This window comes from Erythrobacter alti (genome assembly GCF_037996805.1).
GTDB classification, from domain to species: domain Bacteria; phylum Pseudomonadota; class Alphaproteobacteria; order Sphingomonadales; family Sphingomonadaceae; genus Alteraurantiacibacter; species Alteraurantiacibacter alti.
Map to the genome: position 1 here is coordinate 118516 of NZ_JBBNAX010000001.1, position 23756 is coordinate 142271.

Consider the following 23756-nt stretch of genomic DNA (forward strand, 5'->3'; position numbering starts at 1 on the left):
CTTCAGCCGAACATTACCAACGTAGCGACAAAGCCGGCGGTATAGGTGGCGAGCACCGTTTCCGCGTCCTTGCGCGTCAGGCCAAGGCGCAGGCGCCAAGGCACCGTGCGTTCGATCTCGTTCGCCCGGTGCAATGCGTGCGGTGGAAGGGAGGCCCGGTAAGGGTGGCGGGCCGATTCATCGGTAAGGACCAGTGCGCGTCTCATGATGTGGTTTTAACCCTTTGGTAACCAATCCGGGTATCGCGGAATCGTTCCTGTCCACAGACGGGACATACTGGCGGCCTCCACAACCAGTTGCCGCTGCAACCACTCGGGGCTAACGCTTTCCGGCATGACCCGAACCGCATCGCGCCTGCTCGTCGATTGCCTTGTCGAACAAGGCTGCGACCGCGTTTTCACCGTTCCGGGGGAGAGTTTTCTTCCCGTTCTCGACTCGCTGGCTGATTGCGGCGCGATCGACACCGTCACCTGCAGGCAGGAAGGCGGGGTCGCATTCATGGCCTGTGCCGACGGGGCGATGACCGGCAAACCCGGCGTGGCCTTTGTCACGCGTGGTCCGGGCGCGACCAACGCCAGCATCGGCGTGCATGTTGCAATGCAAGATTCGCAGCCCATGATCCTGTTCGTCGGTGATGTCGATCGCGGCATGAGGGATCGGGAAGGCTTTCAGGAGGTCGACTTTCCGGCCTTCTTTGCACCACTCGCCAAATGGGCGGCGAAGATCGACGACGCGTCGCGTATCCCCGAATATGTCGCACGAGCATGGTCCACGGCGATTTCTGGGCGGCCCGGTCCCGTCGTTCTCGCCCTGCCCGAGGACATGCTGCACGAGGTGGATATAGCCAGCCCGGTGCGCCCGGCCGTGACCCGTCCCGCGCAGGCGCCCTGCCCTGATGCCATGGGTACCATGATGCGCATGATCGCTGACGCCGCTGCGCCGCTCGCCATCGTCGGCGGTGCAGGATGGCACGAACGCTCGCGCCATTACTTTACCGAGTTTGCCGAACGAATCGGACTTCCCGTCGCAACAGCGTTCCGCCGACAAGACGCTCTGCCGCCGTCCTCCAGCGTTTATGCAGGCAATCTCGGTTACGGACCTAACCCCAAGCTGGTCGAGCGTGTAAAGCAGGCCGATCTGTTGCTGGTGGTCGGCGCACGTCTGGGCGAGGCAACGACCGACGGCTATTCGCTCATCACGCCCGATCACCCGGACCAGTCGCTGATCCACGTCCACCCCGATCCTGTCGAGCTGGACAGTGTTTATCGCACCGACCTCGCACTCTGCGCGGACATGGCGGAATTCGCCGAAAGCGCTGCACTGTGGGACACGGACGACATCATTCCGTTCGACGCGGGGCCGCAGGCGCATGACGAATGGCTTGCCTGGAATACGCCGCGCGAGGAGCCTCAGTTCGACCTCGACCTGGCATTGGCGATGCAATCCGCGCGCAGACTGCTGCCGGATGATGCAATCATCTGCAATGGCGCTGGCAATTACGCCGGCTGGTGGCACCGCTATTGGCCTTATGCGGGCTTTCCCTCGCAACTTGCCCCCACGGCTGGCGCGATGGGTTACGGCGTTCCGGCGGCTGTTGCTGCTGCCCGCCGCTTCCCCGATCGCTGCGTGGTCGCGGCTGCTGGTGATGGATGCTTCCTGATGAACGGACAGGAACTGGCGACCGCTGCGCAGTACAATCTCGACCTGCTGGTAATCCTGTTCGACAATTCAACCTACGGCACGATCCGCATGCACCAGGAGCGGGAGTATCCGGGCCGCGAAGCCTCGACCCACCTTGCCAATCCGGACTTTGCCCTCATGGCGCAAAGCTATGGCGGATGGGGCAAGCGCGTGGCGACCAACGCCGAATTCGACGCCGCGCTGGAGGAAGCCGTTGCGAAAACGGGCATCCGCCTGATTCACTGCATCACCGATATCGAGCAGTTGAGCGCGAGCGGGGTAACAGTCAGCGGATTGCGCGCCAAATAGCGCGAATCGTGGCTAAGCTTTCGACATTGCGACGATTTTTTTCCATTCGTCGGCTGTAATTTCCGCCACGGAAAGGCGCGACAGGCGCACCAGTTCGATACCTTCAAGATCAGGATTGGCCTTGATCGCCTTCAGCGTGACCGGGTTCTCGACCGGCTCCACCGGCTTTACCTTGACCGTCGGCCACTTGCCTTCCGGATCGGTCGGATCGATCAGTCCGGCCTCGCTCACCGTGGCGATGCCGACAATCTCCAACCCCTTGTTTGAATGGTAGAAAAACAGCCGGTCACCGACTTTCATCGCCTTCAGATTGTTCGCGGCGCGATGATTGCGGACACCGTCCCATATTGTCTCGCCATCGCGGTTGAGATCATCCCACGAATATTTGAAAGGTTCCGATTTGATCAGCCAGTGGTTGGGCAATGCACTCTCCTTGAAAAAGCCCTGTGCGAATAGCGAGTTGCGGCGCTAGTCGCAATTAACCGATCCTTGAACATGTTGGCGGATAAGCGGATCCGATCAATCAGGGTGAGCGACCTTTGGAAAAGACATTGAAAACCAGCAAGATTGGCGTGGAAAGGGCTTTGAAAGCCGCCGACCGCGACTTTCTCGCGCTCGGAATTGCCATTGCTGCGGTAATCCTGTTCGTCGGCACGGGCGGCACCATCATGCCTCAGATCGTCCGGTCATGGATGGGAGTGGGCAGCGCGCCCGACATGTTGCTGACCAACGCCTTGCTCCTCAACGTGGCGTTGCTGATCTTCGGCTGGCGTCGCTACAACGACCTGCACCGCGAAGTCCTGGAACGGCGCCGCGCAGAAAAACGCGCTCGTGAACTGGCCGAGCGCGATCCGCTTACGGGTTGCCTCAACCGCCGCAGCGGCCCTCCTGCCATCGACGCGCTCGTCCGCGGCGCGCGCGAACGGCAGCAGGAAGTTGCGGTGGTGATGATCGACATCGACAATTTCAAGCAGATCAACGACCTCAACGGTCACCGGACGGGCGACCACGTACTTACCACAATCGCAAATCGCATCGACGCGGAGCTGCCAACCGACAGCGTGTTGATTCGCATCGGCGGAGATGAGTTCGCCTGCGCCTTCGCATTTCATCATCACGCCCGCGACCGGGCGGATTCGATTGCCGAAGCCATCATCAAGAAAGTTTCTGCACCGGTCGAAGATACCGAAACTCACATCGAGACGACCATTTCCGTTGGATTGACGCGAACCGATCCCAGTTCCGACGTTACGGCCTCGGCAGACCGGATGATCCATTGTGCGGATATTGCCATGTATCACGCAAAAAAGCGTGGCCGGAACCGTCACTACTGGTTCGAATCCCAGATGGAAGACGAACTTCGCTACCGCAGTGAAATGGAAGCCGGCATTCGCGAGGGCATGAAGAACGATGAATTCGTGCCCTATTACGAACAGCAGATCGACCTCGATTCGGGCGACCTGGTGGGGTTCGAGATGCTGGCGCGCTGGCATTCTGAAAAATTCGGAATGGTCAGCCCGGAGATTTTCATTCCGGTCGCCGAGGATATCGATGTCATCGGCCAATTGTCCGAAAACCTCATCCGCAAGGCATTGAAGGATGCCAGCGAATGGGACGCTTCGCTCTCGCTTTCGGTCAACATATCGCCCTTGCAGCTGCGTGATCCGTGGTTTGCGCAAAAATTGCTCCATATCCTCGTCGAGAGCGGTTTCCCGCCGAGCCGGCTGGAGATCGAGATCACCGAAAGCTGTCTGCACGAGAACATCGGTGCGGTGCGTTCGATCGTCACGAGCCTGAAGAACCAGGGCATCCGCATCAGCCTGGACGATTTCGGCACCGGCTATTCCAGCCTGTCGCAATTGCGCTCTCTCCCGTTCGACCGGCTGAAAATCGATCGCAGCTTCGTGACCGAAATTGCCGCAGAGGAAGTGAGCGGCGAACTGGTGCGGGCAATTGTCTCGCTCGGCAAGGGACTGTCGCTGCCGGTTACGGCTGAAGGCATTGAGAACGGCCATGTTCTCGAAAAGCTGAGCGGCCTCGGCAAGATCAAGGGCCAGGGCTACCTTTACGGACGTCCGGAAGACGCTGCCGCCACGCGGAAGAGGCTGGCCGCGCTCAACTTGCTGGCGAAGCACGTGAAGCCCAAGACTTCAGAACGGGTCACGCCGGTAGAACCCGAAGTCGACCAACGCAAGGCCAGCTGAGCCACGTCGCAAATTCGGCTGCGCCATTGCGGTTCGACCTGTCCACCCCTAGGTGGCGGACATGCGTATTCCCTTCGTCAAGATGCACGGGCTGGGCAATGACTTCATCGTGCTCGATGCGCGAGACGGCACCCTGCCCGCGCTTGAGGCGACGACAGTGCGTGCGCTGGCCGATCGCCATCAGGGAATCGGTTGCGACCAGCTGATCGTGCTGGAGCCGGATAAGAGCGCGACTTGCCGGATGCGGATCTACAACCAGGACGGCGGCGAAGTCGAAGCCTGCGGCAATGCAGCGCGCGCGGTGGGATTGCTGCTTGGTGAGCCTGCCCGCATCGCTACTGCCGGCGGGCTGATCGAAACCCGCCCGGATACCGCGGGCATTGCGGTCGACATGGGTGAGCCGCGCTTTGAATGGGATGCAATCCCCCTCGCCTATGCGATGGACACGCTCACCATGCCGCTGGGTTGGGAAGAGCTGGAACAGCCTTCTGCCGTCAACGTCGGCAATCCGCACATCATCTTCTTCGTGGAGGACAATGACGTGGTGCGGCTCGACCAGCTGGGACCACTGATCGAGCACGACGAGCTCTTTCCCGAGCGCATCAATGTAAACGTCGCCAGCGTAGAAGATCGCGCCACCATTCGCCTGCGCGTGTGGGAACGTGGTGCCGGGCTGACGCGTGCTTGTGGGACGGGGGCGTGCGCCACGGCGGTCACAGCCATGCGCCGGAACCTTGTCGACCGTGAAGTGACCGTGCACTTGCCCGGCGGCCCGCTCACCATCGCCTGGGGGGAGGACAACCGCATCACCATGACCGGCCCTGCGACCGAGAGCTTTCGCGGTTCCTTTGACTGGGACGACTTCGCGTGAGCGGAGCGGAGGTCATTTCGCTGGGCTGCCGCCTCAATATCGCCGAGAGTGAGCGTATCCGCACGCTGATGGCAGACGATGCGGATGTTGTCGTGATCAACAGCTGCGCCGTCACTACCGAGGCAGTGCGCCAGACGCGGCAGGCCATCCGCAAGGCCCGCCGCGCCCGGCCCGATGCGCGCCTGCTCGTCACCGGATGCGCGGCCGATATCGAGCGTGACCAGCTTTCCACCATGCCCGAAGTCGATGGACTGGTGCCCAACACGCAGAAACTCGATGCGCGTGCCTGGAACGTGCCCGAGCGCGCCGAGGCTGCACCGCCGACGCACACGCGCGCCTTTATCGCAGTGCAGAACGGCTGCGATCACGCCTGCACCTTCTGCGTCATACCGCAGGGGCGCGGACCGAGCCGTTCGCTCACCGTCGCGCAGGTGCTCCGCGAAATCGATCGTCACTTGGCCAAGGGCGCGCCCGAGGTTGTGCTGACCGGCGTCGACGTGACCAGTTGGGGCCATGACTTGCCCGGCGCGCCTGCGCTTGGCGAATTGGTCTCCGCTGTGCTCGACAAATTCCCAGAATTGCAGCGCCTGCGCATGTCTTCGCTCGACGGTGTCGAGATCGATCCGGTGCTGGAGGAATTGTTTGCAAGCGAAATGCGCATGATGCCGCACCTACATCTCAGCATGCAGCACGGTTCGGATTTGATCCTCAAGCGCATGAAGCGCCGCCACAGCCGCGCCGATGCGGTGGAGCTTGTCCAGCGCCTGCACGAACGTCGCCCCGAACTTGCCGTTGGTGCCGATATCATCGCGGGCTTCCCGACCGAAACCGAGCAGCATCATGCCGATAATCTTTCCATAATCGGCGAACTGCCCATCGTGCACGGTCATATCTTCCCCTACTCGCCCCGCCCCAACACGCCCGCCGCGCGGATGCCGCAAGTGGACAGGCAAGTGGTCAAGGCGCGCGCCGCCGAATTGCGCGCTGCGGTCAGCCGAACCCGCGATAGCTGGCTGGCAAGCCTGGTGGGCAAGCCGCTCAAGGTACTCGCCGAGAAGGACGGGGCCGGCTATGCGGAAAACTTCGCCCGGGTCGCCTTGCCGGAAGGCACGCCGGTCGGCACCATCCAGACCATCACCCCAACCGCAATCGAACAAGGCCTTCTTACGTGAGCGAAACCACATGGTCCGACAAGCTGTTCGGCGGATTCCGCAAGACTTCGGACCGCCTGTCCGAGAACCTCACCGGGGTCGTGGGCACCGCCAAGCTGGATGATGCCACGCTGGATGAGGTGGAAGATGCGCTGATCGTATCCGACCTTGGCCCTGCAGCAGCTGCACGCATCCGGGCAAAGCTGGCTGACAAGCGCTTCGGCCTATCGATTACCGAGCGCGAGTTGCGCGAAGCCGTGGCGGAAGAAATCGCCGCGATCCTGCGCCCGGTCGCCGTGCCGCTGGAAGTCACCGCCTTCCCGCGCCCGCAGGTTATCCTCGTGATCGGCGTCAACGGCTCGGGCAAGACCACGACCATCGCCAAGCTCGGCCATTGGCTGCAGGAGGACGATTACGAGGTCATGCTGGCCGCCGGTGACACTTTCCGCGCGGCCGCCATCGGACAATTGAAGGTCTGGGCAGACCGCATCGGTGCTCCCATCGTCACCGGTCCCGAAGGCGGCGATCCGGCGAGCATCGTGTTTGACGCGGTCAAGAAGGCGACCAATATCGGCACCGATGCGCTGATCGTGGACACCGCCGGTCGCCTGCAGAACAAGCGCGAATTGATGGATGAGCTGGCGAAGATCCGGAAGGTTCTCGGCCGGCTAAACCCCGAGGCTCCGCACGATGTTCTATTGGTGCTCGATGCCACCAATGGCCAGAACGCGCTCAGCCAGATCGAGATATTCAAGGAAGTGGCGGGCGTCACCGGCCTCATCATGACCAAGCTGGACGGTACCGCGCGCGGCGGCGTGCTGGTGGCGGCGGCAGAACAATACGGCCTGCCGATCCATGCGATCGGCGTGGGTGAAACGCTCGACGACTTGCGTCCATTCGATCCCGATCTGGTCGCGCGCGTAATTGCAGGAGTGGCGTAATGACCGACGAAGCCCGGAAAAAACCGAAATCCGGCTGGCTGAACGTGGCAGTCGATTACGGACCGCTGCTGGTGTTCTTCCTTGTCTACAAATACTTCTCGCCGGACGAGGATGGAAACATGACCGGCGAAATCTTCGCCGTCATCCGGGGCACCGGCGCCTTCATCATCGCCGCAATCGCTGCGCTGGCCATCAGCAAGTGGCGACTGGGCAAGGTCAGCCCGATGCTGATGGTCTCGACCGCCATGATCGTCGGCTTTGGCGCGCTGACCATCTATTTCCAGGACGAAGCATTCATCCAGTGGAAGCCGACGATCATCTACGCGATCTTCGCAGTCGTGCTGCTGGTCGGGTACTGGCGCGGCAAATCGCTGCTCAAGATACTGCTCGAAGCGGCCTTTGAAGGCTTGAACGACGAGGGTTGGCTGAAATTGTCGCGCAACTGGGGGCTGTTCTTCATCCTCCTTGGCATAATCAACACCACGCTCATCTACACCGTCAGCTTCGAATTCTGGCTGGGCGCCAAGCTCTGGCTGTTCCTGCCGCTGACCTTCCTGTTCACTTTCACGCAAGTGCCCATGCTGATGCGGCACGGGCTCGATCTGGGTGAGAAGGAAGAGGTGCTGGAGGAAACTCCGCCGCCGGGTTGAGATTTAACTCGAAGCGCACTCGAATTCTGCCTCACCACGAAGATTCGACCATGCGACTGGTGAGCGAAAAGCATCCGCTCAAACCGCTGGCGCGGCCGCTGTATCGCCTACGTCCGAACGCTTGCAAAGCCAGCGCACCACAAGGCCTATCGCGAGCAGGACAAACACCCACAACACCGGCTCCAACCCGGCGCCATATGTCGCGAACAGGGCGAACACGCTGGCCACGCCAAGCACAGGCCAGCGTTTTGCACGCTTGTTTTCCAGGATCGCTGCCAGCGTGCCGAAGATGTAGAGGACAAGAATTGCGCCGGTCGTCAGCAGGGCAAGAAAGGCGAACATGCCTGCAAGCCCGCGGGACATGGTGCTGAGGACCAGCACGGTCGCCGCGATCCCCTGGATCAGGATCCCGTAATGATATGCGCCGAACCGGTTGGCGCGCAGGAACACTTGCGGCACTTCCTTCCGAAAAGCCATCGAATATGTGCATTCCGCGCCGATCAGGATGAGTGAATTCGAACAGCCGGTGACACTGACAAAAATGCAGAACGCCACCAGCCCGCCCATGATCGGTCCGAGGTTTGCGGACAAGGCATCGGAAAAGGGCGATGATGAAGCGGCAACCGCCTCCCACTCGTAAATGCTCATCAACCCCGCGCTGGCCACCAGATACAGTCCCGTCACCGCCACGACCCCGCCGATCAGGGCCAGTGGCACATTGCGTGCCGGATTGCGGATCCTGTTTACGGTCAGGACCGCGACTTCGAAGCCGAGCAGCGCGAACAGCGTCAAGGCAACGGCATCGGAGATGTTGCCAAGGTTGATGGGAGTTGGTGCTATCGGCTTGAGCGGCGCGGCGCTTAGCCCCACCCACATGAACACGCCCGCGGTCAGCAGCAGCGGAATTAGCTTGATAGCGACGGTCACGACCTGAAACCTGCCCGCCGACCGCGCGCCGCCAAGGTTGATGGCAACCAGCAGCCAGATGAGCGCGATGGCGATGATCGACCCGGCATATGCGCCGAGTTCGATCAATCCGAAGCTGGCAACAATGCCGCCCCCTGCAATGCATAGCGCCGCGATTGATGTGGGGCCGGCAGCCCAATAGGCCCAGATCGAAAGAAAGCCCGGGATCTCGCCCAGCACCCTTTCGATATTGTGCTGCGCGCCCTTGCCCGTGCCATCCATCAGGTAACGCAACGAAAGCGCGAGGCTGATTGCGCCGGCGCCGCATATCAGCCAGCCGATCACGACATTCCAGCCCAAGGGGGCGAGTGCCGAAGGGAGGAAGAATATTCCCCCGCCAACCATTGTCCCGATAACCAGGCACACGCTCATCACCGCGCCCAATTTCGGCGCAGTTTCAGCATTCTGCATCGCAACTTCCCCCCAAAGTGCTTTGCAACCCCGGAACGGGCTATGTCACGGCGGGGGACGTGTCAAATCTCTACCTGGCTTCCCAGCTCGACCACGCGGTTGGTGGGCAATCGGAAGAACTCCATCGGGGTCGCCGCATTTCGCATCATCCAGGCGAACAAACGCTCACGCCAGATCGCCATGCCCGGCTTTTCCGCGCTCAGCAGTGTCTGCCGGCTGAGGAAGAAGCTGGTGTTCATCATGTCGAACGGGCCGCCGCACATCTCACGGCTGGCGAGCGCCTTGGGCACGTCCGTTTCTTCCATGAAGCCGTAATGCAGGATCACGCGGAAGAAGCCGTCGCCCAGTTCCATGATCTCACATCGCTCTCCCGGATCAATGTAGGGTACGTCGGCAATATCGACGGTCAGCACCACGATGCGTTCGTGCAGCACCTTGTTGTGCTTGATGTTGTGCAGCAGCGCAGATGGTGTGCCACTGGAACCCGAGTTCATGAAAATAGCCGTGCCCGGGACCCGCGCCGAACTGGAGCGGGCTGACTTGGCGAAGATATCGAGCGGCAGCCCCATCTCGGTCATGCGGCTGCGCATCAAATTGCGCCCCTTCGCCCAGGTGGTCAGGATCGTGAAGGCAATCGCGCCCACGAGCAGCGGGAACCAGCCGCCGTCGGGCACCTTGGTCAGGTTTGCCGCGAAATACGCCCCGTCCACTATCAGGAACACCAGCACCACCGGAATGGCGATCCACTTGGGCCATTTCCATACCCCGATAAACAGCACACCCATCAGCAAGGTGTCGATCGTCACCGCGCCCGTCACCGCGATGCCATAGGCGCTGGCAAGGTTGGACGAGTTCTGGAATGTCAGCACCAGCAGGATCACCGCGCACATAAGCGCCCAGTTGATCACCGGGATGTAGATCTGGCCGGAATGCTCGTCGCTTGTATGACGGATCGACAGGCGCGGCACGAAGCCGAGCTGGATAGCCTGGTGGGTGATGCTGAACGCGCCAGAGATCACCGCTTGGCTGGCAATGAAGGTGGCGCAGGTGGCTAGGATCACCAGCGGCAGGCGATAGGCCTCGTCCGCAAGGAAGAAGAACGGGTTGTTGATCGCCTCTTCGGCTGCCGCATCGGGCAGGCCCATGATCATTGCGCCCTGCCCGAAATAGTTGAGCAGCAGGCACGGCATCACGAAGCCGAACCACGACAGCTTCATCGGTCCACGCCCGAAATGGCCCATGTCCGAATAGAGTGCCTCTGCACCCGTCACCGCCAGCACGACCGAACCCAGCGCGAGGAAAGCGAACCATTTGTCGATGATGAAGAATTGCACTGCGTAATAGGGATTGAGCGCCCACAGGATTTCCGGTGTGCCCAGGATCTGCACGATGCCCAGGACGGCGATGACCGTGAAATAGATGATCATCACCGGGGCAAACAACGCCCCGACCTTCTCTGTGCCGCGTTGTTGCAGCACGAACAGCCCCACGAGCAGCACGAGCGCGATGGGTATGACGTAAGGCTCAAGCGAGCTGTCTACGACTGTCAGCCCCTCGACCGAGGAAAGAACGGAAATCGCGGGCGTAATCATGCTGTCGCCATAGAAAAGCGCCGTAGCGAAGACGCCGAGCAGCACGATGAGCCAACTGTAATTGCTCTTGCCGATGCTGCGAGAAAGCAGCGCCACCAGAGCGAGGCTGCCGCCCTGCCCGTTGTTATCGGCGCGCATCAGGATGGTGACGTACTGGATCGCCACGACCAGCGTCATCGACCAGAAGATCAGGCTGACAACGCCGAGGATATGCAGATCGTCGATCGGCATCTTGTGCGCGCCGCGGAATGTCTCGCGAAAAGCGTATAGCGGGCTCGTACCGATATCGCCGAAAACGATACCGATAGCGCCGGCGGCCAGTTTCAACTTGGCCGAATCGCGGTCATTAGTGGCTGCGCTCATATGGATTTAAGGCCCAATTCGCTAACTCGCCCTGCGGCGAAGCGCGCGCGATAGCAGCGTGGAAGCGGCCTAGCAACATTGTGCGATGCACAAACGCTCATTCGCCTTCTGCCGTAGTGGCGGGGACAGGAGCAGCAGGAGCCGGCGAACCTCCCATTGCGCCGAGCATGGCATCGAGGCGCTGCAGCCGTTCCTGCAACCCCGCCCTGCCCGCCGCGTCCTCAGGCGCGTTGGCCAGAGCTTCGGTCCATATCCCGCGCGCCTCCATCAGCCTGCCTTGGCGGATCAGCGCAACTCCAAGGAAATAGCCTGGTGCCGGATGCTCCGGTGCGAGGGTCGCCGCCTGCTGGTAGGCATACAATGCAGGCGCGGTCAGCGCGCCGTCGGCATGTTCGACAAGCGCATTGCCCAATGCCAGCCATGCCTCGAAATCGCGCGGGTTGTCGCGGGTAATGCCATTGAGGAACTCGGACGCGTCCGAATACTGGCCTCTGCGCGCCATACCATCAGCGGTGAACATCATGTTGGCGCGGCTCTGTTCATTCTCGGCAACGAATTCGCGGCGCTGTGCCACGATATCGAAATTGTCCTGCTGACCCGCCGATTGCGCACTTTTGGGGGCTGACGGCAAATCGGGGCTCGCCTGCCAAGCGTAACCCGCCAGACCAAAGGTAAGCGCTGCAGCAAATGTGGTCCACAGCGCGCGTTCGATCCGGAAGGCAAGAACCGAAGCGACAAGAACAGCAAGAGCCAGCAGGGCGACGAGGAGCCAGATCATTCCGCTTCCCCTCTCCGCCCGATACGCCGCCACATGACGAGCCCTGCCAGCAGGATCAGCAACACCGGTACGGCGAACAGCGGCCAGGTGGTGGCGCTGACCTGCGGTTCATAGCTGATGTAGTCACCGTAGCGGGAAACCAGATAATCGCGCACCTCGTCAGGGCTTTCGCCAGCGGCAATCCGCACTCGCACCTGGTGGCGCATATCCCCCGCAACCGGGGCATCGCTGTCGGCGATGGACTGGCTCTGGCATTGCAGGCAGCGCAAGGTCGCCATCAATTCACGCGCTGCTGCTTCCTGCCGGGGATCGTCAAGCTGCGTATAGGCATAGGGTGCTGGCGGCACAGCCGTTTGCGCGGACAGCATAGCTGGCGTGGCCAGCGGCGCGAAGACCAGAACGAGCAGGAAGAAATAGGGGCGCAGCAGCTTCATGATCCGCTCCCCGCGCGACGCAATTCGTCGAGCAGCAACGGCACATCCTGCTCGGTAACGATACCGATATGCTGATAGGTGATCCGGCCGCTGCCATCGATCACGAAAGTTTCCGGCACGCCCGACGCGCCTAGCGCGAATTGCGTTTCGGAAATGTCATCGCTCCCGATCCGGGCAAAGGGGTTGCCATATACCTCCAGGAAGCGCGCAACATCCTCCGAATGGTCGCGCAGGGCGATTGCATTGACCGTCGCTCCTGCCCGTTCGAGCGCTTCAAGCTGGGGAGCCTCTATCCGGCAGGGGATACACCAACTGCCAAACAGGTTGAGCAATTGCGGTTCACCATTGGTGAAATCAGATGTTGCAAGGCCGGGCCGCCCCTCGAATGCGGGCTCGAGATCGAATTGCGGCAAGGGCTGGCCGACCATGGCGCTACGGACGAAATCATCCTTGGGCTGCGAAAGCTGGTAGGCGAACAGCGCAAACAACGATGCAGCAAGTGCAACGATGATCCAGAGAGAGATACGCAAACGCCTCATGCCGGCACCTCTTCGAAGTCGTGACCGGCTTCGTCCTCAGCCTCGCCCTCGTTACGGCGACGGCGCAGATCGCCCAAGACGCGCCCGATCAACGCCAGCGCGCCGCCGAGTGCGATCAGCAATCCGCCATACCAGATGAAAGTCACGAACGGCTTCCACCACAGGCGCATTTGCCAGCGGCCATCCTCTGCCTGGTTGCCCACGGCGACATAGAGCTGGCCGTTCCAGCGGGTGAGCAGTGCCACTTCGCTGGTTTCCATCTGCGGTGTCCAGAAGTTGCGCGATTGGGGATGCGCCTCGCGCTCGGGCCCGCCCTTGTAGGATACCATCATGTTGGCCTGCATCGCAGTCCAGTTCGGGCCAGCGACAGCGTTGACGCTGTCGAGCCTCCCGGTCCACGGACCGACCTCCACCACATCTCCGACACTGGTTGCGACCAGCCGCTCCTGCTGGAAAGCCGTGTCGGCGGCCATGCCGAACAGCGCAACGGCTACTCCGAAATGGGCAATGCACATGCCCCAGACCGCCAGCGGCGTGCGGCGCAGCGCGCGCTTGAGCAAGGGGGCGAAGCTGGCAATCGCCAGACCAGCGGCGATCGCCAGGCCGAACATGGGCAGGATGCCGATATCATTCCAGATGGCGACGCGGATCAGCACGGTGAACGCGATGGCTGCGACCAGCGCCACCGGCTTGATGATGCGGGAAAATTCGTCCCGTCGCCAGCGCAGCAGCGGGCCGACCATCAGCACCACCATCATGGGCAGGAAGAAGATTGCACTCACCGGGTTGAAGTAAGGCGGTCCGACTGAAACGCGCACGTCGAACGCCTCTGTCAGCAGCGGATAAAGCGTGCCGAGCAGCACCACGCCGAGGATAGAAGTCAGCGCGACATTGTTCACCACCAGCGCGCCTTCGCGGCTGACGAGGTTGAAGCGCTCACCCTCCGCAATCGTGTTGGCGCGCAAGGCAAAGATCACCAGTGCACCGCCGATATACAGCGCCAGCAGCGCGAGGATGAAGCTGCCGCGCTCCGGATCAACGGCGAAGGCATGGACACTTGTCAAAATACCCGAACGCACCAGAAAGGTGCCGACCATGCTCATCGAGAAGGCGACCACGCCCAGCATGATCGTCCATGTACGCAAGGCATCGCGCGCGGCCAGAACGCTGACAGAGTGCAGCAATGCGGTCGCGGCGAGCCATGGCATGAGGCTGGCGTTCTCTACCGGATCCCAGAACCACCAGCCGCCCCAGCCCAGCTCGTAATAGGCCCAATATGATCCGGCAGTGATGCCGATGGTCAGGAAAATCCAGGCCCCCAGCACCCACGGACGCATGACGCGTGCGAAATCGGGTGTAACATTGCGCGTCAGCAGCGCCGCGACGGCAAAGCTGAAGGCGACGGAGAGGCCGACATAGCCGATGTAGAGCGTGGGCGGATGGAAGGCGAGGCCGACATCCTGCAGCAGCGGGTTCAGGCCATTGCCCTCGGCAGGCACTTCGCGCAGCCGCTCGAACGGATTGGACGAAAGCAGCAGGAAGGCATAGAAACCAAGCGCGACAAAGGCTTGTGCACAGAGCGTTGCCATCATCGTACGTTCGGGCAGTCGACGCTCGATCAGGGCGATCAGGCCCCCCGCAAGCGCCATCACCGTGATCCACAGCAACATCGAGCCTTCGTGATTGCCCCACGCGCCCGACAGCTTGAAGATCAGCGGTTTCATCGAATGCGAATTCACCGCCACCAGCTTTACCGAAAGATCGGTGATCGCGAAAACGTAGAGCAGCGAGAGGAACGCCACCGCGCATAACACCGCCTGCATCACTGCTGCCGGGCGAACCAGCGCGGCGATTGCAGTGTTGCCATCGGCCACACGCGCACCGGCAAACCCGGCGAACAGTTGCAGCGCGGCAAGCGCCGCAGCGAGCCACAGGGCAGCGAGGCCGATTTCTGCAATCACTCGACCGTTTCCTGCACTTCCTCGCGAATTTGGTCGCTCGTCATGCCTTCGAGTTCGCGCGGCATGTAATTCTCGTCATGCTTGGCGAGGAGGTTGTCGGCGACGAACACGCCGTCTGCATTCATGCGGCCGTCCGCTACCACGCCGGACCCTTCAACGAAGAGCGCAGGGCGAATCCCTGTGAAGGTGACGGGAACGCGCGCCTCCCCATCATGGACGATGAATTCGATAGTGACCCCGTCAGCCTGCGTGGCGAGTGAACCCGTCTCGACCATGCCGCCAAGCCGGATCGCTTGCCCCGTTTCGGGTGGATTGGCGGCAATGTCTGCTGGAACGTAGAAGTAGCTCGCCTGATCGCGCAGCGCGTAGATAGCCAGCAAGGTGGCGCCGATCATCGCAGCCACCGCCACCAGCAACAGCACAAGGCGCTGGTGCTTGGGTTTGAAGCCCGTGTTCATTCGCCCTTGGCCCTGTCTCGCCGCGCCTCGGCGGATTTCATCGCAAACCAGCTTTGCGCGACAAGCGCCAGCGTACCGACCACGCCAACCCCGTAGGAGGCGTAGACGAACGTCATCTGGTCGAGCGTTTCCGTCACGAGACTGCGCCCTCTGCCTGCATTTCCGCTTTCTGCGCCCTGCGCCGGAGCCGCGCCTCGGCCTGTATGTCGGCGAGGATCATCCTCATCCGTGCCAGCACCACGCCGCCGAACAAAAGCGAAAAGCCCGCGACTGCGGCGAACAGCGGCCACAGGAACACCGGGTCGATAGAGCTTTGCCCCATGGTGATGCTAGGCGGCTGGTGCAGCGAGTTCCACCACACGACCGAGCGGTTGATGATCGGCACGTTGATCGCGCCCACCAGTCCGAAAATCGCGGCAATCCGGCTCGATTGCCCTTCGCGCGCGAGCGAGGCGGACAAGGCGATGTATCCGAAATAGAGGAAGAGCAGCACCAACATGCTCGTCAGCCGGCCATCCCAGACCCACCATGTGCCCCATGTCGGGCGACCCCAGATCGAACCGGTTGCAAGGCAGATCGCCGCAAACGCCGCCCCCGGTACAGCGGTTGCACGCGCAGCAATGGCAGCAAGCGGGTGACGCCAGACCAGTTCCACAAGGCTGGCAATCGCAATCGCGGTCCAGCCGCCCATACCCAGCCATGCGGCGGGGACGTGGACAAACAGGATGCGCACCGTATCACCCATCAGCCGGTCGGGCGGAACCTGCGTGAAACCCCACAACAGCGCCGCACCGGTAATCACCAGTCCACTCACCAGCAAAATCGGGGTGAGCCACTTCGCGATTCTCAGGAACCGGGCGGGGTTGGCGTAGATGTGCATTGTCAGACAGAAGCCATTTTCTGGCACCACCTTTGGCAGGTGGCACGACGGGCGACAAGCCTTCGCCTGTCACCAGTCGCCGATATCGCCAGCAGGCTGTTCAGCCGCGGCCGATCAGTTCCATCGCCATCGCATCGGCAACTTCATTCGAAGGACGCCCCTCGGCATCGCTCGCGTCCCAGATCGATTGCAACCGTCCGGGGATCTGCGCGATACGCTGGCGCACTTCGTTGATGTCGCAGGTCTCACCTCTCTGCCGGCACAGATATTCCCAGCTCACGTTGATGATGCCACCCGCGTTGATCACGTAATCCGGAGCATAGAGGATGCCGCGTTCGTGCAGCCGCTTGCCATGCTCGCGCCGCGCCAGCTGATTGTTCGCGCCGCCTGCAACGATTGCGCAATCGAGCCGGGCAATGCCCTCGTCATCGAGAATCGCGCCGAGCGCATTGGGACTGAAGACATCGCATTGCGTGCCGATGACATTATCGGATTCGACCGCTGTGCCGCCCACTTCGCGGGCCAGTTCCTGCGCGCGCTTGATGTCGATATCGGCAAGCACGAGGTCCGCGCCATCCTTGGCGAGCAGGCGGGCTACGCCGCCGCCGACCGAGCCGCAGCCCTGCACGGCAACACGGACGCCTTCCATGCTATCCTTGCCCAGCTTGTGCGCCGCTGCCGCCTTGATGCCGAGGTAAATACCCATCGCCGTGAACGGGCCAGGATCACCGCCCGCATCACCCTCTTCGGCAGGAAGTCCGCAGACATGCGACGTGCGCTGGGCAATCGCCACCATGTCCGCCTCGCTCGCGCCGACATCTTCGGCGGTCACATAGCGACCGCCCATCGCCTCGACGGCATCGCCGAAGGCTTCGAGCATTTCGGGTGTCTTGGTGCCGTTCTTGTCGAGCAGGACGACAGCCTTGCCGCCGCCGATCGGTAGACCAGCCATGGCGTTCTTGAAGCTCATCCCGCGTGACAGGCGCAGTGCATCGCGCATGGCACCCGATGCTTCTGCATAATGCCAGAAACGCGTGCCGCCCGCAGCAGGGCCGAGATGGGTCGAATGCAGGGCAATGATTGCGGTCAGGCCTGAAGCGCGGTGATGCACCACCTCCACCCGTTCGTGTTCGTCCCAGTCCGGTTCGGTCCACAATGCCGACATAAACGCCCTGCCTTCTTCAAATTAATCGACAGGGTTGCTGGGAGAAATGGGGCGATCGAGGGGTCTCGAACCCCCGACCTCCGGTACCACAAACCGGCGCTCTAACCAACTGAGCTACGATCGCCACACCAACAGCAACACATGCCAAGATGCGCGGCTGTAAGGTTCTGCGCCTGCCGGTCAAGCGGCTTGCGGCGCGGGGGCGAGCCAATTGCACAAGCAGGCCGTGTTGCAAAGCAAAAAGTGGCCGCCGCACCATTTGGCGAAAGATTGTTACGCGCCCCCCTTTTTTTGCGACCGCGCGCGCCCTATCAAATATCGCATGTCAACGCCTACACCGAATCTGGCCGCGAATCCGGGCGAGACTCGCGCCGAGATATTGTTGCGCCATGCCGGGATGCGGCGCGTCCCCTCGCCCCGCCTGACCTTGCTCGATTGCCCTGCTTTCCTGCCGCCTGATCTGTGCACCCGGCTTATCCGCCTGATCGACAAGGACCGCCGCCCCTCGACCATCGCCGACAGCGACGGCGACAACTACTTTCGCACCAGCGAGACATGCGACCTGGAAGCGAGCGAGCCCGCAGTTCAGGACCTGGAAGCGCGCCTCTTCGCGCTCAACGGCATTAACTCCGCGCATGGTGAGCCTTTGCAAGGCCAGCGCTACGAGGTCGGGCAGGAATTCAAGCCGCACACCGATTTCTTCGAACCCAACGGTGCTGATTTTGCCAGATATTGCAGCACCGCGGGCAATCGCACCTGGACGTTCATGATCTATCTCAACGAGGTCGAGGCAGGCGGCGCGACGCGGTTCAAGGTCGTGAAAAAAACTTTCCAGCCCGAAATTGGCAAGCTGGTGTGCTGGGACAATCACCGCGAGGATGGCTCTCTCAACACCGCGACGCTTCACCACGGGATGAAGGTACGCAAGGGCGTGAAATATGTGATTACCAAGTGGTATCGCGAAAAGCCGTGGAGATAGAATCGTCGTGACCGAAATACGCCAAGGCGGCTGCCACTGCGGCGCCGTGCGGTTCCGCTTCACCATGCCGGACGAGCCGCTGATCCGCCGATGCAATTGCACAATCTGCGCGATGAAGGGCATTGTTATGCTCGATGTGCCCAAGACAGATGTCGAGATCACGGCAGGGAAGGACGCGCTGTCGACCTACACTTTCGGGTCCGGCGTGGCGAAGCACCACTTCTGCTCCAACTGCGGCATCCACGTGCTGCAGGAATTGCGATCGGAGCCGGCTAATTGCGCAGTCAGCCTCGCCTCCATCGATGGCATGTCGATCTATGACCTGCCGGAAACGCAAGTATTCGATGGCCAGAACCACCCGGCAGATACCGGCGATTACAACTACATCGGCGTGCTGAAGTTCGAACGACACCAACGATAGGCCGCAATATTTGCGCGAAGCCTACCGCCCGCCTAACCTGCCTGACCGGAATCTAGTCTGGGGGGAACCAATGATCCGCATTGTGAAGGCCGCATTGGTGGCATCAGTCGGGCTGCATGCCCTTTTCTACGCACTTCAAAACCTGGCCAATTTGTCTCAGGCACATGGAGCGCTGCTCTATGTCATGTCCCTGGCTGACCACGAGGTATATCCGGTCACCGCGTTTTTCGCGCTCGACAACCCGGCAATGGCATGGATCGCACTGGGCATAGTCCTGATCGGCGAGTTCGGCGCAGGATTTTTCGGTCTGAAGGGCGGATGGGACCTGCTGCGAGCCCGCAAGGCCGAAGGCGCGGAATTTCATGCTGCCAAAAAGGCCGGCATCATCGCGGCCGGACTGGCTTTGCTGACCTGGTTTGGCCTTTTCATGACCTTTGGGGCGGCGTTCTTCCAAATGTGGCAGACCCCGATGGGGACAGGGTCGATGGAAGGCGCATTCATGTATTCGGTCGCATCTGCGGCGACGATCCTGTTCGTCTGCCTCACCGCTGACGACTGACACCACGAACGAAAAAGGGCGGCCCAATTGGACCGCCCTCTTGAATTTTGAGCAAAGGTAGGCGCTTAGCCTTCCTTCTTGCCGCCGATCTTGAGGCCGCCGAAACGCTGGTTGAACTTGGCAACGCGGCCGCCGTCCTGCAGGCGCTGCGGACCGCCGGTCCATGCCGGGTGGCTGGTCGGGTCGATTTCGAGGTTCATCGTATCGCCTTCCTTGCCCCAGGTGCTCTTGGTCTGGAAGGTGGTGCCGTCGGTCATCTTGACGTTGATGACGTGGTATTCGGGATGCGTATCGGCCTTCATGGCGTATTGTCCTTTTGAGCATGCGCCCGGTTCCGACCGGACAAGCTGTTAAAATGCGAAGGCGCGCGGTTAGCGGCGCCGCGCGCTAAAATCAACCTTATTCAGGCGGGTCGGCTATCATGGCGGTGAAGCTGACGTCGCAGGTCACCTTGCCATCGACGCTCGCCTTGCCGGCGAATTTGCATATCTTGCTGCGCTGCTGGGTAAATTCCACATCAAGCGACAGCAGACAGCCCGGCTCTACCGGAGCGCGGAATTTCGCGTTCTCGATTGCCATGAAATATACGAGCTTGCCGCTATCGGCCAGATCGAGCGTCTCGATCCCGAGGATACCCGCAGCTTGTGCCAGTGCCTCAATCTGTAAGACGCCGGGCATGATCGGGCGACCGGGAAAGTGTCCCTGGAAGAAACCTTCGTTAAAGGTCACTCCCTTGACTGCGCTGATCCGCTCGCCCTTCACCAGTTCGGTGACGCGATCGACCAGCAGCATCGGGTAACGATGCGGCAGGGCCTTGAGAATACGCGGAATATCGAAAGCGTCGCTCATCGCCCTGCCCCGTTCATCGTGTGCTTAGCGGCCCGTGCTGGCCGGAGCCTGCTGACCGGCGGCAGCCTGCTGCTGCTGCATGGCAGAGATCATGAGGATCTGCTGGATCTGCTGGAACAGCTGAACCGCGCCTTCGGAAGGCTGGTAGTCTGCAGCCGGCACGATCTGTGCAGCAGGCATACGCGTGTTGAGCGCGGTCACCACGTGCGACGTGATGTTCACGGCGTCAGGCGCATAGATAATCGCATCAGGCTGGAGAATGATCTGGATATTGCGGTCCGATGCCACCTGCTGGAGAGCTGCCGAATACTGGCTGGCAATCTGCGAAACCACGTATACGCGCGCAAGATTGATCGGCTGCTGCAGCGTGGCGATTTCCTGATCGATTGCCTGGATCTGCTGCACCGTCGTGTTGTTCGGGTCCTGCAAGGCAGGCTGTTCAGCCGCGTCGAGCTGGCCGTTGCCATTGGTGTCGAACGTCTGGATCAGCTGCTGGCGCTGCTGCTGGCGCTGGTCGATGGTGGTGCGGTTCGCCTGGTACTGCGTGGCGATCTGCTGGTAGCCAGTCTGGAAAGCCTGCGATTGCGCAACGGCAATCGGCAGGTCTGCAGTAGCGATACCATTGACCTGTGCCATCGCGGGCGTGCTCATGGCGGGCGCGGCCAGAGCCGTCGCGGCGAAAGCGGCGGCGAGCGCCGGCTTAATCATGCTTTTCATCAGAATTGTGTTCCTACGTTGAACGAGAAGAGTTTGGTTTCGTCACCACGCTCTTTTAGCAAAGCGGTGGCGATATCGATCCTGAACGGACCGAAAGGCGAGTTCCAGTTGACGCCGAAACCGACCGAGACGCGGGGAGAAATCGAATCTCCGACAAACTCTTCCACGAATGGCGGCAATTGCGTACCGACGGGCGTGTTGTTCAGCCCATCGGGCCCGATCGGGCTGGTCACGATTTCCTGGCTTATAATCGCACCAGTTGAATCGCGGGTGAATTGCGAGAACAGTGCATTGCCTTCGCCGTCACGCTGCGGGATGAACAGGCCGTCCGGCAGCGGACTTTGCGTCAGATCCGGCCTGTTCACGTCGAACACAGAACCGACATCGATGAACACGGATGGCCGCAGGCCAAGCTCGCGGGCACCGGAACCAAGCGGGATTTCAACCTCGGCACGGGCAAGATAATAGGCGTTTCCGCCCAGCGCGTCGTCCTGGTTGCGTTCGTTGCCCAGTTCCAGCAGGTCGGTATCGTCCAGCACCCCGTCGCCATTTTCATCGACGTAGAAGCGGCGCACGACGCGCGGACCGATACCGCGAATGTCAAACCCGCGCATCTGCCCTTCACCAAGGAAGAAGCGTTCGGTCAGCAGGACATCTTCATCGCCCCAGCCGTAGATATAGCCACCTTCAAGCGAGAGCGAGCCGATGAAGCCGCTGCCTAGGTTCCAGTAACGCGCGGCGTTGATACGTGCGCGGGCATATTGCGTGTCACCGCCAAGGCCAGCGAAGTCGACCGAAAGCGAAGCGCTGGTACCACGGGTAGGTCGCAATCGGCTGTTGAGCGTGTTGTACGACAGCGTCGCGCCAAGGATCGACTGCACGCGGTCACCCAGCGCATCGCACAGGTAGCGACCGGCCAGCAGCGGTTCACACTGCGCTACCCCGTCACCATCGAAATCAGCGAAGAACTGGTTCTCGTCGATCGTGATTTCCTGGTAATTGAGCGTGTAGCGACCCAGCAGGCTGATATATTCGGTCAGCGGCACACCGACGCGCAGGCCGATACCCGTGGTAGCCTGCTCGTAGGTCGCGCTGTCGCGGTCGAAGTAGCCGTTGTTGTAATCGCGGCGGTAGATATCCGCGCCGACCGCAATATCGCGGTCGAACAGTTTGGGTTCGGTGAAGCTGATGTTCGCCGAGCGTGAATAGCGCGAGTAATTGACGCCAACGCCCACCGTCTGACCGCGCCCGCGGAAGTTGTTCTGCCGGATCGATCCGTTGAAGATGAAACTCTCGAGGCTGGAGAAGCCAGCCGAAAGCGTCAGCTCGCCGGTCGGCTCTTCCTGCACATTGGCCTGCAGGATGATGCGGTCGGGGCTGGAGCCTTCGACCTGTTCGACTTCGAAGTTTTCCTGAAAGTAGCCCAGCGAGTTGATGCGGGCGGTGGTGCGTCGAACCTGCAAGGAACTGAAAGCGTCGCCTTCCGCGATACGGAATTCGCGGCGGATCACCTTGTCCTGCGTCAGCGTGTTGCCGTTGATCTCGATAGCCTCGACATACACGCGCGGCGCATCGGCCACCGTGAAGGTCACGTCCATCGTACGGGTTTCGGGGTTACGGCTGATGCGCGGGCGCACCTCGGCAAAGGCATAGCCAAAGGCACCGGCAGTTTCGGTCAGGCCTTCGACAGTATCGTCGATCTGTTCGGCATTGTACCAGTCGCCGCTCGCCATCGCGAGACCGGCGGTAAGCTGCTCACTGGAGAAATCGCGCAGCTGGCTGACAACTTCGACATCGCCGAACTTGTACCGCTCGCCTTCTTCAACCACGTAGGTGATGATGAAGTCGCGGCGGTCCGGCGTCAGCTCGGCCACGGCGGAAACGACACGGAAATCGGCATAGCCTTCCGTCAGGTAGAACTGGCGCAGCTTCTGCTGGTCGAACGCCAGGCGATCAGGATCGTAGCTGGTATTGGAGCTGAAGATCGCGAACAGGCTGGCTTCCTGGGTCGCCATCTCGTCCTTCAGGTCGCCATCGGAAAATACTTCGTTTCCGATGATGTTGATCTGGCGGACCTTGGACTTGGGACCTTCGGAAATCTCGAAGATCACGTCCACGCGGTTCTGGTCGAGCATGACCATCTGCGGTTCGACCGTCGCGGCGAAGCGGCCCTGACGCTTGTACAGCTCGATGATGCGAGCCACATCGGCACGCACGCGGCTGCGGGTGAAGATCTGGCGTGGGGCGAGATTGATCTCGGGCAGGATCTTGTCAGAATCGACGCGGCGATTGCCTTCGAGGATGATGCGATTGATGATCGGGTTTTCTTCAACCTCGATCGTCATCGTCCCGGTACCTTCGTCGAAGGCGATCCCGAAATCGGCAAACAGTTCGCTGTTGGCAAGCGCGATCAGCGCCTGGTCAGCCGCGGCGGGCGTATAGACATCGCCCGGTCGCAGCTGGATATAGCTGACAATGGTTTCCGGCTCGAGCCTTTGCGCGCCCTGTACGGCAATGACACGGATCACCTGCTCCTGCTGCTGCACGGTGGCAACAACAGGTGCTTGTGTGTCCTGTGCCCCCGGAGGCGGCGCAGTTGTGCCCTCATCCTGAGCGTGAGCAACGAGCGGGAGACCCGCGAGCATGGTGCACCCCATGAGGGTGGCAGCGTAGTGCTTTGCAGTGATAGTCTTGGCCTTCTTGGAACTCATTATCCGTCCACTCTAGTCGACACCAGCGCCCCAAGCGATCAGCCCGTCCGGCCCTGCCCGTACAAGGCCCGCCTTCCGGAATGTTAATTCGGTCGTCAGCGCGAAGACGCGCCATTGCCCGATGCCAGCTTGGCAATCAAGCGATCTAGCCGAATTTGGCCCGGATT

Annotated in this window: 25 protein-coding genes and 1 tRNA gene; 9 read left to right on the forward strand and 17 right to left on the reverse strand. The window is 61.3% G+C overall.

Annotated features, from left to right (window positions below):
* Positions 1–2: 2 nt before the first annotated feature.
* The gene (locus AAC850_RS00530) at positions 3–206 is read right to left on the reverse strand and encodes a hypothetical protein (protein ID WP_340586318.1); all 204 of its coding nucleotides are present in this window, start codon (positions 204–206) and stop codon (positions 3–5) included.
* A 127-nt stretch (positions 207–333) separates the two neighbouring features.
* Here AAC850_RS00530 and AAC850_RS00535 point away from each other — a divergent pair, with 127 nt between their 5' ends.
* Complete coding sequence (locus AAC850_RS00535) at positions 334–1989, forward strand: thiamine pyrophosphate-binding protein (RefSeq protein WP_340586320.1); 1656 nt, start codon at positions 334–336, stop codon at positions 1987–1989.
* Positions 1990–2001: 12 nt separating this feature from the next.
* Here the strand turns inward: AAC850_RS00535 and AAC850_RS00540 are convergent, their stop codons facing one another.
* The gene (locus AAC850_RS00540; RefSeq protein ID WP_340586323.1) at positions 2002–2412 is read right to left on the reverse strand and encodes an EVE domain-containing protein; all 411 of its coding nucleotides are present in this window, start codon (positions 2410–2412) and stop codon (positions 2002–2004) included.
* Positions 2413–2540: 128 nt separating this feature from the next.
* Here AAC850_RS00540 and AAC850_RS00545 point away from each other — a divergent pair, with 128 nt between their 5' ends.
* The 5 genes from AAC850_RS00545 (at position 2541) to AAC850_RS00565 (ending at position 7806) form a co-directional block, all read left to right on the forward strand.
* Positions 2541–4193, forward strand: coding sequence for a putative bifunctional diguanylate cyclase/phosphodiesterase (locus AAC850_RS00545; RefSeq protein ID WP_340586326.1), 1653 nt, complete (start codon positions 2541–2543; stop codon positions 4191–4193).
* A gap of 61 nt (positions 4194–4254) precedes the next feature.
* Positions 4255–5064, forward strand: a complete 810-nt coding sequence (dapF, locus tag AAC850_RS00550; protein ID WP_340586328.1) for a diaminopimelate epimerase — start codon at positions 4255–4257, stop codon at positions 5062–5064.
* A complete protein-coding gene (gene mtaB, locus AAC850_RS00555; RefSeq protein WP_340586331.1) occupies positions 5061–6236 on the forward strand; it encodes a tRNA (N(6)-L-threonylcarbamoyladenosine(37)-C(2))-methylthiotransferase MtaB in 1176 nt (391 codons plus the stop codon). The genes dapF and mtaB overlap by 4 nt, the downstream gene beginning before the upstream one ends.
* Positions 6233–7156, forward strand: a complete 924-nt coding sequence (gene ftsY, locus AAC850_RS00560; RefSeq protein ID WP_340586334.1) for a signal recognition particle-docking protein FtsY — start codon at positions 6233–6235, stop codon at positions 7154–7156. Before mtaB ends, ftsY begins: the two co-directional genes overlap by 4 nt.
* The gene (locus tag AAC850_RS00565) at positions 7156–7806 is read left to right on the forward strand and encodes an inner membrane-spanning protein YciB (RefSeq protein WP_340586336.1); all 651 of its coding nucleotides are present in this window, start codon (positions 7156–7158) and stop codon (positions 7804–7806) included. Before ftsY ends, AAC850_RS00565 begins: the two co-directional genes overlap by 1 nt.
* A 78-nt stretch (positions 7807–7884) precedes the next feature.
* Here AAC850_RS00565 and AAC850_RS00570 read toward each other — a convergent pair whose 3' ends face one another.
* The 11 genes from AAC850_RS00570 to AAC850_RS00620 form a co-directional block, all read right to left on the reverse strand.
* The gene (locus AAC850_RS00570; RefSeq protein ID WP_340586338.1) at positions 7885–9183 is read right to left on the reverse strand and encodes an APC family permease; all 1299 of its coding nucleotides are present in this window, start codon (positions 9181–9183) and stop codon (positions 7885–7887) included.
* Between the two features lie 62 nt (positions 9184–9245).
* On the reverse strand, positions 9246–11138 hold the full coding sequence (locus tag AAC850_RS00575; RefSeq protein WP_340586341.1) for a potassium transporter Kup: 1893 nt from the start codon (positions 11136–11138) through the stop codon (positions 9246–9248).
* 97 nt (positions 11139–11235) lie between these two features.
* Positions 11236–11916, reverse strand: coding sequence for a tetratricopeptide repeat protein (locus AAC850_RS00580; RefSeq protein WP_340586344.1), 681 nt, complete (start codon positions 11914–11916; stop codon positions 11236–11238).
* Positions 11913–12350, reverse strand: coding sequence for a cytochrome c-type biogenesis protein (locus tag AAC850_RS00585; protein WP_422723162.1), 438 nt, complete (start codon positions 12348–12350; stop codon positions 11913–11915). Before AAC850_RS00585 ends, AAC850_RS00580 begins: the two co-directional genes overlap by 4 nt.
* Entirely contained in the window at positions 12347–12889 is a 543-nt protein-coding gene (locus AAC850_RS00590; RefSeq protein ID WP_340586347.1) for a redoxin family protein, read from the reverse strand. The genes AAC850_RS00585 and AAC850_RS00590 overlap by 4 nt, the downstream gene beginning before the upstream one ends.
* Entirely contained in the window at positions 12886–14850 is a 1965-nt protein-coding gene (locus AAC850_RS00595) for a heme lyase CcmF/NrfE family subunit (protein ID WP_340586349.1), read from the reverse strand. Before AAC850_RS00595 ends, AAC850_RS00590 begins: the two co-directional genes overlap by 4 nt.
* Positions 14847–15308: a cytochrome c maturation protein CcmE gene (gene ccmE / locus AAC850_RS00600; RefSeq protein WP_340586351.1), complete on the reverse strand. Its 462-nt coding sequence runs from the start codon at positions 15306–15308 to the stop codon at positions 14847–14849. The genes AAC850_RS00595 and ccmE overlap by 4 nt, the downstream gene beginning before the upstream one ends.
* Entirely contained in the window at positions 15305–15445 is a 141-nt protein-coding gene (locus tag AAC850_RS00605; protein ID WP_340586354.1) for a hypothetical protein, read from the reverse strand. Before AAC850_RS00605 ends, ccmE begins: the two co-directional genes overlap by 4 nt.
* Positions 15442–16188, reverse strand: coding sequence for a heme ABC transporter permease CcmC (gene ccmC / locus AAC850_RS00610; RefSeq protein WP_340586357.1), 747 nt, complete (start codon positions 16186–16188; stop codon positions 15442–15444). Before ccmC ends, AAC850_RS00605 begins: the two co-directional genes overlap by 4 nt.
* A 100-nt stretch (positions 16189–16288) precedes the next feature.
* Positions 16289–17353 (reverse strand): Leu/Phe/Val dehydrogenase, encoded by a 1065-nt coding sequence (locus AAC850_RS00615; RefSeq protein ID WP_340586360.1) that lies wholly within the window; start codon positions 17351–17353, stop codon positions 16289–16291.
* A gap of 47 nt (positions 17354–17400) precedes the next feature.
* Positions 17401–17477 (reverse strand) — tRNA-His (locus AAC850_RS00620).
* A gap of 198 nt (positions 17478–17675) precedes the next feature.
* Between AAC850_RS00620 and AAC850_RS00625 the strand changes: the two genes are divergently transcribed.
* Genes AAC850_RS00625 through AAC850_RS00635 form a run of 3 tightly spaced genes read left to right on the forward strand, consistent with a single transcriptional unit; the run spans position 17676 to position 19312 of the window.
* Complete coding sequence (locus AAC850_RS00625) at positions 17676–18332, forward strand: prolyl hydroxylase family protein (RefSeq protein WP_340586362.1); 657 nt, start codon at positions 17676–17678, stop codon at positions 18330–18332.
* Positions 18333–18339: 7 nt separating this feature from the next.
* Positions 18340–18753, forward strand: coding sequence for a GFA family protein (locus AAC850_RS00630; protein WP_340586365.1), 414 nt, complete (start codon positions 18340–18342; stop codon positions 18751–18753).
* A gap of 10 nt (positions 18754–18763) precedes the next feature.
* Positions 18764–19312 (forward strand): DUF2165 family protein, encoded by a 549-nt coding sequence (locus tag AAC850_RS00635; protein ID WP_340586367.1) that lies wholly within the window; start codon positions 18764–18766, stop codon positions 19310–19312.
* A 65-nt stretch (positions 19313–19377) separates the two neighbouring features.
* Here the strand turns inward: AAC850_RS00635 and rpmE are convergent, their stop codons facing one another.
* The 4 genes from rpmE to bamA all read right to left on the reverse strand — a co-directional run bounded on the left by rpmE (position 19378) and on the right by bamA (position 23589).
* Positions 19378–19614 carry a 50S ribosomal protein L31 gene (gene rpmE, locus AAC850_RS00640; protein WP_340586370.1) on the reverse strand — a complete coding sequence of 79 codons (237 nt, stop codon included), beginning with the start codon at positions 19612–19614 and terminating at the stop codon, positions 19378–19380.
* 97 nt (positions 19615–19711) lie between these two features.
* Complete coding sequence (fabZ, locus tag AAC850_RS00645) at positions 19712–20161, reverse strand: 3-hydroxyacyl-ACP dehydratase FabZ (protein ID WP_340586373.1); 450 nt, start codon at positions 20159–20161, stop codon at positions 19712–19714.
* A gap of 24 nt (positions 20162–20185) precedes the next feature.
* Positions 20186–20878 (reverse strand): OmpH family outer membrane protein, encoded by a 693-nt coding sequence (locus tag AAC850_RS00650; RefSeq protein ID WP_340586376.1) that lies wholly within the window; start codon positions 20876–20878, stop codon positions 20186–20188.
* On the reverse strand, positions 20878–23589 hold the full coding sequence (gene bamA / locus AAC850_RS00655) for an outer membrane protein assembly factor BamA (RefSeq protein ID WP_340586378.1): 2712 nt from the start codon (positions 23587–23589) through the stop codon (positions 20878–20880). Before bamA ends, AAC850_RS00650 begins: the two co-directional genes overlap by 1 nt.
* Positions 23590–23756: the final 167 nt, after the last annotated feature.